The sequence below is a fragment of the Geotalea daltonii FRC-32 genome (assembly GCF_000022265.1).
Lineage (GTDB): Bacteria > Desulfobacterota > Desulfuromonadia > Geobacterales > Geobacteraceae > Geotalea > Geotalea daltonii.
Genome location: NC_011979.1, coordinates 1,594,187 through 1,609,047, shown reverse-complemented (window position 1 = coordinate 1,609,047; position 14,861 = coordinate 1,594,187). Strand labels below are relative to the sequence as shown.

16 protein-coding genes are annotated in these 14,861 nt (G+C 43.0%); all 16 read right to left on the bottom strand.

Annotation, left to right across the window (positions count from 1 at the left end):
- Positions 1–5: 5 nt before the first annotated feature.
- The gene (locus GEOB_RS07240) at positions 6–851 is read right to left on the bottom strand and encodes a glycosyltransferase family 2 protein (protein ID WP_012646543.1); all 846 of its coding nucleotides are present in this window, start codon (positions 849–851) and stop codon (positions 6–8) included.
- Positions 852–887: 36 nt separating this feature from the next.
- Positions 888–1,796 (bottom strand): glycosyltransferase, encoded by a 909-nt coding sequence (locus tag GEOB_RS07235; RefSeq protein WP_012646542.1) that lies wholly within the window; start codon positions 1,794–1,796, stop codon positions 888–890.
- A 27-nt stretch (positions 1,797–1,823) separates the two neighbouring features.
- The gene (locus GEOB_RS07230; RefSeq protein WP_012646541.1) at positions 1,824–2,813 is read right to left on the bottom strand and encodes a hypothetical protein; all 990 of its coding nucleotides are present in this window, start codon (positions 2,811–2,813) and stop codon (positions 1,824–1,826) included.
- 111 nt (positions 2,814–2,924) lie between these two features.
- Positions 2,925–3,962: a glycosyltransferase gene (locus GEOB_RS07225; RefSeq protein ID WP_012646540.1), complete on the bottom strand. Its 1,038-nt coding sequence runs from the start codon at positions 3,960–3,962 to the stop codon at positions 2,925–2,927.
- A 24-nt stretch (positions 3,963–3,986) separates the two neighbouring features.
- Complete coding sequence (locus tag GEOB_RS07220; RefSeq protein WP_154650465.1) at positions 3,987–4,760, bottom strand: hypothetical protein; 774 nt, start codon at positions 4,758–4,760, stop codon at positions 3,987–3,989.
- Complete coding sequence (locus GEOB_RS07215; protein WP_012646538.1) at positions 4,761–5,696, bottom strand: glycosyltransferase family protein; 936 nt, start codon at positions 5,694–5,696, stop codon at positions 4,761–4,763.
- Entirely contained in the window at positions 5,693–6,064 is a 372-nt protein-coding gene (locus GEOB_RS07210) for a RapZ C-terminal domain-containing protein (RefSeq protein ID WP_049764335.1), read from the bottom strand. The genes GEOB_RS07215 and GEOB_RS07210 overlap by 4 nt, the downstream gene beginning before the upstream one ends.
- 47 nt (positions 6,065–6,111) lie before the next feature.
- Positions 6,112–6,918, bottom strand: coding sequence for a sulfotransferase family protein (locus tag GEOB_RS07205; protein WP_012646537.1), 807 nt, complete (start codon positions 6,916–6,918; stop codon positions 6,112–6,114).
- A 92-nt stretch (positions 6,919–7,010) separates the two neighbouring features.
- The gene (locus GEOB_RS07200; protein ID WP_012646536.1) at positions 7,011–8,342 is read right to left on the bottom strand and encodes an ABC transporter ATP-binding protein; all 1,332 of its coding nucleotides are present in this window, start codon (positions 8,340–8,342) and stop codon (positions 7,011–7,013) included.
- Between the two features lie 161 nt (positions 8,343–8,503).
- Positions 8,504–9,517, bottom strand: coding sequence for a radical SAM protein (locus GEOB_RS07195; RefSeq protein WP_012646535.1), 1,014 nt, complete (start codon positions 9,515–9,517; stop codon positions 8,504–8,506).
- Positions 9,518–9,633: 116 nt separating this feature from the next.
- Positions 9,634–10,356, bottom strand: a complete 723-nt coding sequence (locus tag GEOB_RS07190) for a hypothetical protein (protein WP_012646534.1) — start codon at positions 10,354–10,356, stop codon at positions 9,634–9,636.
- Positions 10,357–10,961: 605 nt separating this feature from the next.
- Positions 10,962–11,246, bottom strand: coding sequence for a type II toxin-antitoxin system RelE/ParE family toxin (locus tag GEOB_RS19720; RefSeq protein WP_012646533.1), 285 nt, complete (start codon positions 11,244–11,246; stop codon positions 10,962–10,964).
- Positions 11,227–11,484 carry a CopG family ribbon-helix-helix protein gene (locus GEOB_RS07185; protein WP_012646532.1) on the bottom strand — a complete coding sequence of 86 codons (258 nt, stop codon included), beginning with the start codon at positions 11,482–11,484 and terminating at the stop codon, positions 11,227–11,229. The genes GEOB_RS19720 and GEOB_RS07185 overlap by 20 nt, the downstream gene beginning before the upstream one ends.
- Before the next feature lie 142 nt (positions 11,485–11,626).
- Positions 11,627–12,439, bottom strand: coding sequence for an ABC transporter permease (locus GEOB_RS07180; RefSeq protein ID WP_012646531.1), 813 nt, complete (start codon positions 12,437–12,439; stop codon positions 11,627–11,629).
- 174 nt (positions 12,440–12,613) lie between these two features.
- The gene (locus GEOB_RS07175) at positions 12,614–14,473 is read right to left on the bottom strand and encodes a GTP-binding protein (RefSeq protein ID WP_012646530.1); all 1,860 of its coding nucleotides are present in this window, start codon (positions 14,471–14,473) and stop codon (positions 12,614–12,616) included.
- Positions 14,463–14,858, bottom strand: coding sequence for a four helix bundle protein (locus tag GEOB_RS07170; protein ID WP_230199045.1), 396 nt, complete (start codon positions 14,856–14,858; stop codon positions 14,463–14,465). Before GEOB_RS07170 ends, GEOB_RS07175 begins: the two co-directional genes overlap by 11 nt.
- Positions 14,859–14,861: the final 3 nt, after the last annotated feature.

The following is a 14,861-nucleotide window of genomic DNA, read 5'->3' as shown; positions in this document are numbered from 1 at the left end:
TAGTGTCAACAACGATTTTTTATGCCCATGTTGAAAGCCCTAAACAACAAATATTGGAATAGTATGTATAATAACACGAAATACTGTTTCTGGTATTTTGCACAATTTAAGTAGACTCGATACATTTCAACGAATAAGGCAGGTGCTATTGCTTTGAGATTATGGTCATCTATCATTGCTTTGACGTAATATTGTTTCCGTCCTCTCATATACTCCAAAATGTTCATTTTCTCAGTTGTCCTTATTCTAACATGTGCCAAAGATTGACAAATTTGTTTAACCTCATACTTTCGAGCAATTCTACGCCAAAGATCAAGATCTTCGCACATATGCATGGATTCATTGAAGCCTCCAATCTGAGCTAATACTTTAGCGCGAACCATGACAGTCGGAGTAGTTATATAGTTATTCTTTATATACAACATTTCGGGGTAAATTTTACCTGATAGATTACCATCAAAGTGAAAATCCAAAAATCTACCATTTTCATCGACATTTTTGGCATATGCATATACCAACCCGCAGTTTGGATTTTCATCAAGTGCCTGAACCTGCAAACTTAACTTGTTAGGTAAAAAAATATCATCGGAATCTAGAAATGAAACATACTCACCTTTGGAAAGCTTAATTCCGTAATTCCGTGCCGAAGATCGACCACTGTTACTCTGGTAAATATACCTGATTTTAGGTGAACCGAAGCCATTGACAATACTTTTGGTGTCATCAGTTGACCCGTCGTCAATAATTAGTAATTCATAGTTGTCATAGGCCTGGTCAAGTACACTTGTTATCGCACACTTTAAAAGCTCAGAACGGTTGTATGTTGGTATTATTACGCTGACTTTAACCATTGGAACTTCACCTAATTATTAATATGCAACAACAGACTAAAGAGATTTATACTTAATATACAACCGTAAACATTGCAAGATTTGAAAGAGATTTATTTGAGAGACTGTACATTTAAATAAATTAAAGGCATGTTCCTCGGCCACCGGGAATTTATACTTATAAAAAATAGCTCTTTTTATATAAAAAACTGGCAATGAATTTTCTAAATTCAAAATCTCGTCCACAGTCAATCTAGATATGAAATTGGTATGCAAAATATTCTGTTCTTTCACATGTTCTGGATGCTTGTAAGAATCTTGTTGAGAATGTATTCTGTAACGGACTAATGACTCGGGAAGATGTAAAAATTGGTACTTTCGGGCCATTTTAAACCACAGATCGTAATCCTGTGTTGTTGGGAGGTTCTCATCAAATGAGGCAGTCTCATCAAAACATTTCTTAGGAATGAGCAAAGTGCATCCATTTACCGTGCAGTTCATGACAACATAAATGCTGCTCGCAATCTCTGCTTGGTCAATGATTCTGCACCCAATCGACGAGGAATTCTCATCAATATTCTCCCAGTCAGAAAAAACGATGACACCTTCAGGATTAGTTTGTTTACGTAGAAGTTCTATCTGCCTCTCGATTTTGTTCGGCTGGTAAATATCATCATGGCTAAGCCAGGAAAAGTATTTACCTGTCATTTTATCTAAGCCGAAATTCAGCGCCGAGCCGACTCCACCATTGTTTTTGCAAAAATACCGGATGCGGTCACCATACGACTTAGCTATATTCTCTGTAGCCAGATCGTCTGTTGAACCATCATTTATGACAATCACCTCAATGTTTTGATAAGTTTGTGCCAATGCACTGTCAATAGATTGATTTAGGTAATTTGACCCATTGTACACCGGAATTATTATTGATACTTTGGGATAAAAACACTCGGAATTCGTATGCATGGCTAGAAAGTCCGTTCTTTGTATAGACTAGTGATGTCTTTTAATGAAATCGAGGCATTTTCGTAAAGGTGTCATCATTTTCCATGTTACAGAGTTTAATATTTCCGCTATTTGGGCATCCTTTCGCGCTATTTGGTTATCCCTCTCGGCTATCTGATTGTTTCGCTCTAAAATCATTTCGCGACATTCTTCCAATTCTCGATTGAGATTGACAACTCTACTTTCCAATTCAGCATTGTGAGCAGTATATCGGTCTAAATCCTGGTATGCATGGGTGAGGTCGATTAATTTCTTTTGCATATCCTTATATACATCAATCTGTTCCACCCCAAGATGATCAGTTGGATATATGAAAAACTGATAAGGGGGTGGGGCGACCTTACCATCGAGAATATTCTCATTCGTGTGGAGAGTGATGTAGGCGGCAGTCCTTTTTTCGATGTCTATCTCTTTTGTTAAATCCAGGTGGAAACATTTAACGATCCTTGAAGGATTTACTACGGTGTGGCCTGTGCGTAAAAACTCGTATGCGATCCTGTTATCGCAACCTGGTACACCTAGATTAAACTCTGTGTACATACCCGTAAAGTCCAACTGGCTGCTGAATATCCAAGCATCCTGACTTGCATGAGCATACTGCTCATCCATGAATTTCACCGAGCCATCAGGCTGCACTTCGTGTCGAGTCAAGGAATAAACCACATTGCAGGGAAATCCATTCAGATATTTCAAATTGTCATCGAAATAGATGTCGGCATTAGCTAGTATCCAGATATGGTCCCCACCGAGTGACGTTGCATATTCAAAAGCTTTTTTGTATGACAGTCTTTTACCGACTACAGACTGGACAATTTTTTCACTGTTCTTGAAGTTTTGAAAATCATAAAGGATCTCTGTCAGTAGATGGATTGCATCTAGATATTCATTTAATAGATTATTTTGTAGACAGGAATCGATTTCCTGCTGTCTTACATCGTCCAAACACCTATAGTATTGGACTATCAAATTGATAGCCATTCCCGATCCTTTCGATATTATTTCTTAACGCCGATTGCAGCTGCAGTTATATGGTTGGATGCACTAAAAGCTAAACTGAGACTACGAGTACAATGTCATCGTATTCCTACATTAACCTGACCCGGTTCTATAAGTTCTTATTGAGCTTGCTCTCTGCCAGAAAGCAAAAATGCTATTTTTGAGTTCATCATATTTATGACGTAAGCTTATAATTTGTAAAAGCCTGCCCAATCTATAGTATCCAAATAATGCATCTGACGAACCTTCTTTGGCGCAGATAAAAGAAAAAAGGTGTCCGTCTCTAGCAAAGAAAGACTTTGTCAATGCCATAGAGTCTGCAATCCACAGCTTTTTATGATTTTGGATGGTTTCAGGGTTATACAGCAGGCATTCATTATAGGCATTCAACACAACACTAGATGCACCAAAACTGAATTGCAACCTTTTCAGGTAAGACCAACTGAGTCGGCTGGAAGGAAGATAATGATAATAGGAAAGGCTTTCATCATACCAAAGACGCCAACCAAGGCACCTCAATGCTAAACACAACTCCGTATCCTCTCCCGAGGAAATGCTTGCGCCATGACGCCCTGTTAGGGAAAAACAAAATCCGTTCTGTATAATTTCATCCATAGCTGACCTCCTGATAGTTAATCCGGCACCCCATAGGTACCCTCTCGAATCAGGTATATAACCGGTAGATTCAGCTTGTAGGCCAACAGCATAACTACCTTGCTGAAGCTCGAACCAATCAGGTGGAGAAGTTTCAAATTTGGGTAATCCTATTCCACCACAGGCACCAATCTCAGGACGATTAGACATTATGTTGTGTACATTTTCAATCCATGATTCACAAATCCAATTATCATCATCAATAAAGCTTATTAAATCGTATTTAGACTCAACTATTCCTTTCAGTCTTGCATTCTTAAGACCTACTTTTCCCTCAGTGACTATCCTACAGTTATACGTCGCACCTTGAGTTATAGCAGTTGCCATCTCAGAAGTTAAATCAGTGGATGCATTATCAACAATAATCAATTCCCAGGGAACCTCACTGGAGAATTTTTGCCGGCTCACATGCTTCAAGGTCTCTTCAAGTTTCTTAGAGCTATTGTGGCAACAAATTACCAGGCTTACACCATCCATAATCCTCCTGCCATGACCATGTACCTAATAAGATGGCTGATATCTTGCTAATTCACACAACTGGGCATACATTTTTCGATGTTTACTTGGGCATTCTAAAGTTGAAGAAGAACGTTTAAATTGTTCTTCTGGAAACGATTTGTCTGTGGCCGATTCTGCAATCGCCTCTATTCTCGAAGCTCCATCAAAACTCAGCACCTGATCATAATGCAGAAACAGCCACTCTCCCTCATGAATATGAGTCGTAAGTATGTGGTTGTAAATATGGAACCAAATTTCCAAGGCGTACTTAAAACTCATTTTAACTGACTTTAAATATTCCATCGCGCTGCACTCTTTGATAATGCTTTGTGCTGTGACAGTAGGTTCTCGAAATACGCAAATGAAGACCGTGTTTTGTAAGTAAGGACGCCAAATCGGTAGGGTATAGCTAAACCGCGGATCTTTATAGCAGAAAGGTGCCTTATTTACAGCCGTTAGTATTTTCTCTGTTAGTGCCATAGACGAAGGAAGTCTAGCATCCAGTGGTATCTTCTCTAGCCATCTCTGCCCATCTGTCAATCGTATACCGCTTAATTTCCTTTTGATGCTCTCTACGGCGCCAAAGCACATCCTTTCTAAAATTTCCTCGTTTATACCATTTATAAATGGGTCTTCGAAAAACCCCTTAGGATTGCTTTCTCGGGCTGGATAAAGGTTATCCCCCATAAAGTAGCCTGATTTCGCCAAAGTACCGGCAACCATACTTGTGCCACTTCTTCCTGATCCCAAAATAATACAATTCTTCATAATGCCCATTCAGCCATTTTTGATTTTTCGCCAGATATTATGAAAAAAGGAATTACGGCAATTTTTTTCAGAAACTAAAGATTCCTCCCAGTAGGTTCGATGACGTGAGTACGTTTCTTTTAAGGTGACATCTGTAGGCAATGCATCTGTAAATTTTTCATCCCAGTCCCGCCCGTATTGCTTCACAAAGTAAGAAGCTGCGAACCTTTTTGCATTCAATGTGTATTCGTCGCGGCTAACAACATTTTTTGTCTTACCATAGGTAGTGCCACCTAAATGTTCATAATGAACAGTATCACAATACGCAATAGACCATTTACCTGTACGGTATACCTTATATGACAGTTCATGTATCGCTCCCCAGCAATAGCGAAATTCGGGGTTAAGAAATCCTACCTCATGCAAGACTTGGCCACGCAACATAAGTGCAAGATAATCGCACACCGGCACCTTTCTAAATACGTGTCCTGGTTGTGGATCAGCACCAGGATATTCCTTACCTTCCCCAATATTTGTAGGGCTTAAAATTCCAATTTCTGGATTACTGTCCATTAATTCTATCATCCGCATCATAGCATCTGGCTGCCCATCAAAACGTAGGTCATTCATCATAGCCCAATAATAACGGTAATCAGCGGTTAATGCCGCTTGACGCACCCCTACATTGTGTGCATAACACTTGCCTCGAAAGTCGCTATCTTCGTATTCAATGGTGGTAAAAGGGCTACGTTGGGCAGGTTCCGAACCGATATCAACTACAAACAGATCATAAGTTAGATCCGTAGTGTTCGTAAAATTGAGAATCTGGTGACAGAGATAGTCAGTCAAATCGCGACGATTTCGGTTTACGACGATAAATGCAAGGTCTTTTTTCGGGGCCTGTGCAAAACTTAAGGGTCTAAGTTCGCCGCTAGGGCACCAAATACGTTCATTATTAGAGCTCACTGTAAATCATCCTCACGGTGTACGATTTTAGCGGGCACCCCGCACTCTTTTAGCTGGCGAGCAATCTCCTCAACTAGAATATAACTGCGATGGCGACCAGAATTACAACCAAAAGCGAAAACTTGGGCTTGATCAAGAGGTGCCAGTATTTTTATGAGGGGGATTATATACTTTAAAAATTCAACAACAGGTTTCTGGCTCAGCACGAAGTTGCGCATTTCTTCATCAGGCGTAGAAAAAAAATTCCATTTCGGATCCCTTGCTGGATTTTTTATAAAGCCCACATCAAAATAGTAATTTGCGTTTGGGCTGCCATACTTAAATCCAAAGGACATGATCTTAACACTAGAGAGTTGCTTTGTACTCATATTTCCATCCTTTTTTTAGAACTTAGCCCTACAGAAAACATACTATTTCAGAGAGATCTCTTCTTCCACCGATTATACAATGGTTCAATAGTGGCCATTGCCAACATTAGTTCGTCAGTAAGGGACGAACTCTTGCTTTTGTTAACAAAAACCGGCTCATCATCGTATTTTAAGTTAACCTGTAAAACCCCTTCTGAGTCATGATGTGGTAGTTCATGCCATTTAAGCATTTTTTCTGAGAAAGGGAGATCAAGGAAATCAACTAATGTATGTAAATGATCTTCAAACGTGTTGCAAAAGTCATCGTAATAAATAAGTAGTGTTTTAGTTGGAAAAAGCTCTTTGAGAAACCAATAATTTTGGATGCTGCCTGCCCATGAAGATGTATAGGTAAAAGATCTGCTTCTGAAGTCTAATTGCATATGCTGTCTTGCGAAAGAATTAAATTCTTTATCATAATTTTCCCGCCTGAATCTTGAAAGTGCTACTTCTATTGGATCTCTGACAATGAAGATGAATTTGGAATCTGAAAAAAACTGGCAAAAGGTTACTATGTCCTCAGCTGACCAAACATCAGGAGTACAAACCTTGTTGCCAATCAGTTGCTGTTTGAAAGGAGAATATACTTTTTCAATCTCTGCCTGTAATAATTGAGGTTCATTCCAGAAGCTTGCACGCTCCCAGTGCCTACGTCTATTTCCAAAGAGATTTTCCATCAAGATCGCAGCATCTGGATGCGCATCAATAACTTTTGTTAGCATTGATGTGCCTGAACGAGGCGTTCCTGTTATAAATACGAAGGATTTTTCAATTGGCTTTGATTCTGGTCTGAATAACGATAATTTTAATCCCATAAGTAAGGCGGACACTCCTGAGGGTTGTTTTATTATTTTTAAAAAACCCCGAAAACAACATTAAATTTGAACAGAGCCTTCAGCTGTCATCCTTAGAAAGCCAAAGTTCTGAGGGTCACCTTTGGCTCCAAATTCACTACGGAAAGAGCATTGAGGGTATGGTTGCCGCCTGTTACAACAAAGTGTACTTGATCATTCAACTCGTCGAAAACTTCCTGTCTTGTAGCAGCTCTAAACGAGAGAAAATAATTGCCTGGCGCCAGCCACATCGTAACGTCGACACGACCCTCAACAACATTTCCCTTTGTTTTTGGCGTAACTGCAACTTTTTGTATCTCGCTGTTTACACCAAAAAGCATTAGGCCTTTAACATTTTTGATAGGGAAACCAACATGTATGACTTCTAAATCTACATGAATAAGTATCTTCGAATAAAAAGTGTAATGTGCACCACATTCCAGAAGAGTGACTTTATTACCCAGCGCATCCCAAATACCACAATCTATGATTTCTGCCTTTTTATGGCCGTCCCACTTTTGGATTTTATCTTTAACTAATTCGTTTAATTTCTGGGTGTCGTATTCATTTGTATAAAACTCACAATCCTGCTCAGACGGTAGGTCGTATAGGAATTCTAACTCTTTTCCCAAACATACGTCCGTTGTAGAACTAATAGTGTCTTCGCCTAACATCATTTTTTGATATACTTTAGTAACATTCTTGGGCAGGCCTTCTTCAATCAATCTGCCTCCATCAAGCAGATATGCAGTGTCGCAGAGAAGGTTGATTGTATCTAAACCGTGCGAAACAAAAATTATAGTTTTACCTTTCTTATGAAATTCTTCGATCTTGGAAAAACACTTGCGCTGAAATTTTATATCCCCTACTGCCAGAGCTTCATCAACGATTAATATATCAGGATCAACATTGATTGCCACTCCAAAAGCCAACCGAACAAACATGCCGCTTGAATAGCTTTTGACAGGTTGAAACACAAACTCTCCAATATCCGCAAAAGATAGAATTTCATCTAACTTTAAATCTATCTCATCTTTAGTGTACCCTTGGAGGGTCCCATTAAAGTAAATGTTATCAATACCTGTCAACTCAGTATTAAACCCTGCGCCTAGCTCAAGCAGAGCAGAAATTTTTCCATTGACAGTAACACTACCACTTGATGGTGTCAGCACTCCTGTTATTGTTTTGAGAAGAGTTGATTTACCTGATCCATTTTTGCCGATAATACCAATAGTGGATCCCTTTTCAATGTCAAAGCTTACATCATTGAGCGCATAGAAATCTTTGTGATACTTCCGGCTAAATGGATTTATCGACTCTTTAACTCGGTCCAATGGGGTATCGTAAAGCTTGTAGACTTTGGTTAGATTTTTTACTGCAATTGCGATTTGCCTATCGTGACTCATAATTAGAATTTCCTGGGCTGCTCCCGCCTTAGGCTTATTAATTATTTTGAGTGGTTCCTTATAGATATTGAAATTGTTAATTTAGAGCACGGACGCCGTGTGCGACGATCTGCAGTGGTAGGTCCTTCTTTTGCCTCTAACGCATACATACTCATAGACCCCTATGTTGCGCCCAAAGAAATGCACCCATCATACTCCTCCAGTGTCTTTGGTCTATTCATATACCCAGACCAGCCGCTACCAAGACAAAGACTGCAAATAGTTGAATTGGGGGATTTAAAAGATTCTATCTCGCTTGCACTCATCGCTAGAAAGGGAGCATTCGTTTTGTAGTTTTTATAGCAAGAGCAACAAAATACCAACGAACCGTCGGCATCTAAAACCACAAACTCCGACTGCTTACAATTTGTGGCCCCTTTATTTAGAATACATGCTTTTTCTATAAATTCAGTAAAGACAGAGTTATAAACAAAAGATTTAAGAGGTTCTTCAAGTTGATGATTGGACCAGTCCCGCATAGCCTCTATACTACCGAGATGGCCGAAGTATGGCAATAGACCTAAGCCAAGATCTTTACAAAAGTTGCTTACTGCCTCAAACTGAGCTTCATTATGGTGATAACGATGCCAGCGAATAACAATGCCAGCCGGGGTAGTTTTTACTTTATTAAGACTGACTAAAGATTCAAGATTCTTAAATATAAGGTCAAAGTCTCCAAATCTGTGACTTTGATTGTAAACGTCTTTTGTTATTCCTGACATAGAAATCTGGATACAGTCTAGCCCTGCACCTATAATACTAGCCATATCGCATTTTACTGAAAGTGAAGTTGATACTTCTATCTGTCTAAACCCTGAACTCCTAGCCAGCTGCACGAGTTCAGGGAATTGCGGATGAAGTAATGGCTCCCCCCAATTCCCCATTATTAATGTATCTATACCGAATTGTCCCCTGAGCTTTGCAAAACACCTGCGAGCAATCTCCAGATCCAAGACCACCACAGGATGCTTAAAAAGTACGTTTCGGCCAACAGGACAAGGAATACACTTTACCGGACATGCTCTGACAGGTTCTATATATGCAAATTTATAATGTCTTTGCGCCATAGTGTTTGTTTTTTCTACATTGTTAAGACAAATATTTTTTACCTTCTGAACCATTTGCACCAGCTTCATGATCATTCCGCCAAAATAAATTTAAATCTGATTATGAAAAGAGGCGATTACAATGCTGTAATCGCCCCCATTTCAGTCCCCATTTCAGTCTATTAAACAATCAATCTCTATAGTGACTAATATGTGGAAAAGCTTGTTCTTTTCCAAGAGTTAGTAGCAGTACAAAGATACAGGAATCCATTTGTTGCGTCAAGTACCATATCACCAACTGTGCAGATAGCATTATTCGCGGGTGCGGTTGGTTGGTTTGATATACGCAGCCGACCATCACTAGTAATTCTCAGGCGCTCTTTCTTTTGTGCCTGTGCAACACCTGTGTCAAATCTAATGGCAACTGGAATGTACTCAGCTGCATATGTTCCCGGTTCGGCAGTGAAGAAAAAACTAGCGTTTGCAGACCAACCGTTGGCCCCTGCAACTGTTGTGTTACCGTCATATACTTGTGCATGAAAAGCCGCAATGTTTGATCCTGATGCAGGCAGCCCAGGGGAAGCATCAGTCCCAGAGGACTTCTTGATGTTAATAACAGCCGCTGCAGTACCCGCGTCATGTTGCCCAATGGTTAGGCCTCTATCAAATGGTGAAGCCAACTCAACCAAATGCAGGGATGTTTGAGGGTTGCTGGTGCCAAAGCCGAATTTCTTTGTAGCAGGTTTAAAGGTCAAATCTTTTGCTGTTATTTGTCCATCGTCTGCTACTGTAAATACATCATTTGGGGTCGGTGTTGCATTATCCTTTACAATTAACTTAGGAGCCGCTCCTGCCACCGAAGCCATCATCAGCCCCGAAACTGCAACAACTGCCGCCATTGCCAACATTTTCTGCCGTAAACTTTTCATGTTCTTTGCCTCCTGTTTATGTGTCTTTTGACTTATGGTATGTCTCTGATTCGAATATGCTGCGTGCTATTTAACCAGTTATTTCTCTATTTGGCGGGGATCATTTTTCCCCTTTTCAGGATCATTTTCCTCGCGCACACCTTGCGTTGCATCATGAATGAGAAGCTACTTCCCTACAAATAAAGCAAGAATTAAAAAAGGTAAAGGTTTTTTAAAATATTTATTCACATTAAAGTGACAAATACACACAAGACGAGGGTATTGATGCAAGATAAAGACCAAAAAATCAAACGGAAGAGCGGAAGACGGAAGACGGTGGTCTACAGGCTGAAAGTAGAAATACATTAACGTTGATATCGCGAAAATAAAAATTCATCCGTTAAATAGCAGGTTGCCTTTTGCCCATTAACTGGAGCGTAGACGGAAACCGGTGGTTCAACAATAAAACCCGCTGCAACAACTAACAGGTTGTTTAAAAACGTCACGAGGAGGCCGCTATGCAAGGCTCAAGCGAGCGAGGAGACGAAGCGTACCCTATGTACGTTGAGTCTCCGAGCGAGCGGCAACGCAGCAGAGCGACCCTGTAATAGTTTTTCAACAACCTGCTAAATGTTATCTGGCCACCTTCTTGATGTATGATAGACCCGTAATACCTGCACCAAGCCATCCTTCACCCGGTAAGGAACAATGAAAGGAGTATCGGGAATAACAAGTTCCTTGGAGCCTGGGACGCGACCAGGACGACCAAGTCCCGGCTGCTTCTCAAGAACAGAAACCATTTTGACTATTTTAGTTACCACACCTATAGCTGCAACTGGATTGTCCCTGGCAATATAGCTTTCTACTTCATCGAGATCAAGAAGCGCCTGTCTAAGCCACTTTATCCGCAAACTTGGCCTCCCACTTTGCCAGGACATCTTTATGATCAACCCATTCAGCATCGGAACTGTCGGCCTCATGTAAGGCGGCCTCGATCCCTTTAACCTGCCACTCGTTTACCTCCAGGTACTGTTCCAACGCCTCCTCGACGACATAGGACTTAGAGCGCTTGGTAGCCTGCGCCAGGGCATCGATGCGCATCTTGGTTGTTGGTTTGATACGAACAGTTATATTAGCTGCTTTCAGCATGGCTACCTCCGGAAAATGCAAGACATGTGCTTACACTGTATTCTTTTGTAAGACATCAGTCAAGCGCTCCACCATCCACCATCCACCATCCACCAATCACCAATCACCAATCACCAATCACCGTCTAATCACCAATCACCGTCTACAAAACATCCGCGAAATGTGGCCGCAGCCTCCTGAACACGACCGCACCCAGCACAAAAATAATGCCGGTAACAGCCCAAAAATAGAGGGTCAGCACATAGTGGCTCTCCCAAAACCAGGTCTTGTAGATGAAGCTTTCCCGGTAGCCTTCCACCAGGTAGTAGACAGGGTTGAGCTTGACCAGGTTAGCGTACTTATCGGGGAGGATCTTTGCCGACCAGAAGATGGGGGTCACCCAGAAGGCGAACTGCAAAGCCATGGCAACCAATTGCCCCACATCCCTGAGGAAAACCACCAGTGAGGATGTAAGCCAGGACAGGCCAAGGAGCAGTGTTATGGCGGCGAACAGGTAGTAAAAAACCTGCAGGCTGTGAAGGGAAATCGGCAGCCCATAGAGAAGGATCATGACGAAAACGACCAGGATAAAGAAAAAGTGGATTACCAGCGCGGAGAGAATTTTGACGATGGGAAGCATGCCGATGCTGAAAGCCATCTTTTTAAGAAGAAAGCTGTTGTCGATGATGGACATGGTAGCGCTCTGCAGGCATTCACTGAAGAAGAACCAGGGAACGATGCCGCACATCATCCAGAGGACGAACGGATAATTGGCCTGGGGCTGTGACTTGAAGCCCACCTGAAAAACGAACCAGAGAATAATTATATACACTGTCGGGTGAACAAAAGCCCAGAGCATCCCCAGGTAAGAGCCGAGGTACTTGGTTTTGAAATCCCGTTTTGCCAGCTCGATGATCATGTGCCGACGCGACCACAATTCGGCAATGAAGTTACTGAACATCCTTAATGCTTGCATCTTTACCCCGCAAAATCCGTTCTATGTTCTATGTTCTATGTTCTACGTTCTATGTTCCATGTTCGAGGTCGTGCCCTTCACCCTTCACCCTTCACCCTTCACCCTTCACCCTTCACCCTTCACCCTTCACCCTTCACCAATCACCAATCACCGAAGTATCACCAATCACCGCCTTTACAGCAGGATCCCCAACTCTTCCATCTTCTCCACAATCTGTTTGGCGGCCTTTTTCAGGTCGTCCGATTCGAGAAAGCGGAGATCGGTTTTTTCCGGTACAGCCCCCCTGGCAAAGGACATGTGCACGGAAATTACCTGGTGGGGATAAACAAGGGTGCTGATGATCTGATGATCTGCCTGGGCAAAGGTATTGGTGGTCGATACCACAATCTGCCCGGCTCGCAACAGAATCTGGGCAACTTCGCCGAACCGCCGGACCATCTCCTCCTTGTCTTGTTCGGTGACGTCGGAGCCAAGCCCGAGAAGCAGGTTCTTCCCATCAAGGAGATACACCTGACGCCCGCCATCGAAAAGCCGGCGCTCCAGATGACGTGCAAGGCGGGCCTTGCCGGTGCCGCTTTCTCCCGTAAAGAGGATGATGCCCGGGTTGTGCCCGTTCCGTTGCACCCGCTCGCCAAGTTGCACTTCTCCGCGGCGCCAGGCAATATCGCGCTGCCTGGCCTCCCGGCGAAAGGTCTCCTGGTCGTTGTCCAGTACCTGGGTGACGATGCCCCCACCGCAAACATCATAGCCATCCACAACGACGAAACGCCCGGTGATGTCGCAGTCGCAAAAACAATCCAGAGCCAGAGGCTTTTTAGTTCTTATGGTGACTTCGGCGACGTCATTCTTTTCTATCTGCTCCCTGGCCATTACCGGGTCAAGGCTGCCGGCATCGATGATGCGATGGATTTCGGCCAGCTCCATTTCCACTTCCTTCGTTGCCAGGCGAAGCAGATAGGGACGATTGCCGACCATGGGATTTTTGCCCATCCAGAAGAGATTGGCGCGGAAGAGGTCGGTTACCTCCGGCAAGGATTCCTTCAGCGATGCTACCTCGCCACGTTCGACAAAAATCTGTTCGTCCAGAGTGAAGCCGGTAGATTTGCCGACTCCGGCAGAAAGAGGCAGATGGGCAACATTGAAAGCCTCGATGGTTTTGATCACCGCCGTCTTGTTGGAAGGGGAAAAGACCAGACTGTCGCCGACCTTCAACATACCTGCAGCGACCCGGCCGGCAATGATCCGGCGGGCATCGAATTTATAGACGTCCTGCACCGGAAAACGCAACGGCAATTCTTCTCCACTGGGCAGTTTTTCGAAACGGCCGAGAGATTCCAAAACGGTAGGGCCGTCATACCAGGGCATGGCATCACTGCCCGTGACCACGTTATCTCCGTTTCTGGCGCTGGCAGGAACGAATTGACGCGGTGTGACACCGAGCTCTTTAAGGAAGGCTGAGTATTCGGTAACTATTGCTTCAAAAACTTTTTGATCATGATTTACGAGATCCATCTTGTTTACGACTACGGCTATCTGCCTGATCCCCAGCAAACTCAGCATGTAACCGTGACGTTTCGACTGCTCCGCAACCCCTTCGGCTGCATCGATGATAAGAACTGCGGCCTCCGCCCTTGCTGCACCGGATATCATGTTCTTGAGGAATTCTTTGTGGCCTGGGGCATCGATGATTATGTAGTGCCTGTTGCCCCAGTTGAAAAATGTGCGGGCAGTGTCAATGGTGATTCCCTGCTCTTGCTCTTCAAGAAAGGCATCGAAAAGAAAGGCATATTCGAATGTCTTTCCCTGCTGCTCGCAAATTGCCCGTACCTTTTCCAATTGGCCGACGGGAAGGGAATCGGTGTCGGCGTAAATGCGGCCGAGCAGGGTAGATTTGCCATGGTCCACATGGCCGACGAAAACCACTTGTAAAAATTGGTGATTGGTGATTCGTGATTGGTGATTCGTAATTCGTCGTGATTCGTGATTGGACGTTGGTGATTGGTGAATGGTGCCTGGTGATTTTTCACTTTTCATGGTTTGCTCGCAGTGTTGTGATCATTACGTTCAGCTGCTTGCGGACAATCTGCAATTCTTCCAGTTGAGTTTCGATCTCTGTGGAAAAACCAAGCCTCTGGGCAAGTATAAGCTGCGTGTCAAGCTCTGCCGCTGACTCGGCAGCGATATACAGAAATTGAATGTATTCTCTTGAGGTCTGTCGTGCAGCCCCTTCAGCAATATTCGAAGGGATGGAGATAGCCGAACGCTTGATCTGGTCAACCAAGCCGAAGCGTTCATCGGCAGGAAAAGACCTGAGCAATTCATAAAGGGACACCACCAAAGACATTGCTCGCTGCCACACCTGAAGGTCTTTATGACTTCTAGCTTTAGGCCGATCCCCAGACATACTTCCACCGATCACCAA

Excerpts from the sequence above, each read along its gene's own strand:
- GEOB_RS07175 (WP_012646530.1), bottom strand. The coding sequence starts at position 14,473 with ATGAAAAGTGAAAAATCACCAGGCACCATTCACCAATCACCAACGTCC.
- GEOB_RS07210 (WP_049764335.1), bottom strand. The coding sequence starts at position 6,064 with ATGAGTACAAAGCAACTCTCTAGTGTTAAGATCATGTCCTTTGGATTT.
- GEOB_RS07185 (WP_012646532.1), bottom strand. The coding sequence starts at position 11,484 with ATGCTGAAAGCAGCTAATATAACTGTTCGTATCAAACCAACAACCAAG.
- GEOB_RS07195 (WP_012646535.1), bottom strand. The coding sequence starts at position 9,517 with ATGAAGCTGGTGCAAATGGTTCAGAAGGTAAAAAATATTTGTCTTAAC.
- GEOB_RS07220 (WP_154650465.1), bottom strand. The coding sequence starts at position 4,760 with ATGGGCATTATGAAGAATTGTATTATTTTGGGATCAGGAAGAAGTGGC.
- GEOB_RS07235 (WP_012646542.1), bottom strand. The coding sequence starts at position 1,796 with ATGCATACGAATTCCGAGTGTTTTTATCCCAAAGTATCAATAATAATT.
- GEOB_RS07240 (WP_012646543.1), bottom strand. The coding sequence starts at position 851 with ATGGTTAAAGTCAGCGTAATAATACCAACATACAACCGTTCTGAGCTT.
- GEOB_RS07200 (WP_012646536.1), bottom strand. The coding sequence starts at position 8,342 with ATGAGTCACGATAGGCAAATCGCAATTGCAGTAAAAAATCTAACCAAA.
- GEOB_RS07230 (WP_012646541.1), bottom strand. The coding sequence starts at position 2,813 with ATGGCTATCAATTTGATAGTCCAATACTATAGGTGTTTGGACGATGTA.
- GEOB_RS07205 (WP_012646537.1), bottom strand. The coding sequence starts at position 6,918 with ATGGGATTAAAATTATCGTTATTCAGACCAGAATCAAAGCCAATTGAA.
- GEOB_RS07225 (WP_012646540.1), bottom strand. The coding sequence starts at position 3,962 with ATGGATGGTGTAAGCCTGGTAATTTGTTGCCACAATAGCTCTAAGAAA.
- GEOB_RS07180 (WP_012646531.1), bottom strand. The coding sequence starts at position 12,439 with ATGCAAGCATTAAGGATGTTCAGTAACTTCATTGCCGAATTGTGGTCG.
- GEOB_RS07190 (WP_012646534.1), bottom strand. The coding sequence starts at position 10,356 with ATGAAAAGTTTACGGCAGAAAATGTTGGCAATGGCGGCAGTTGTTGCA.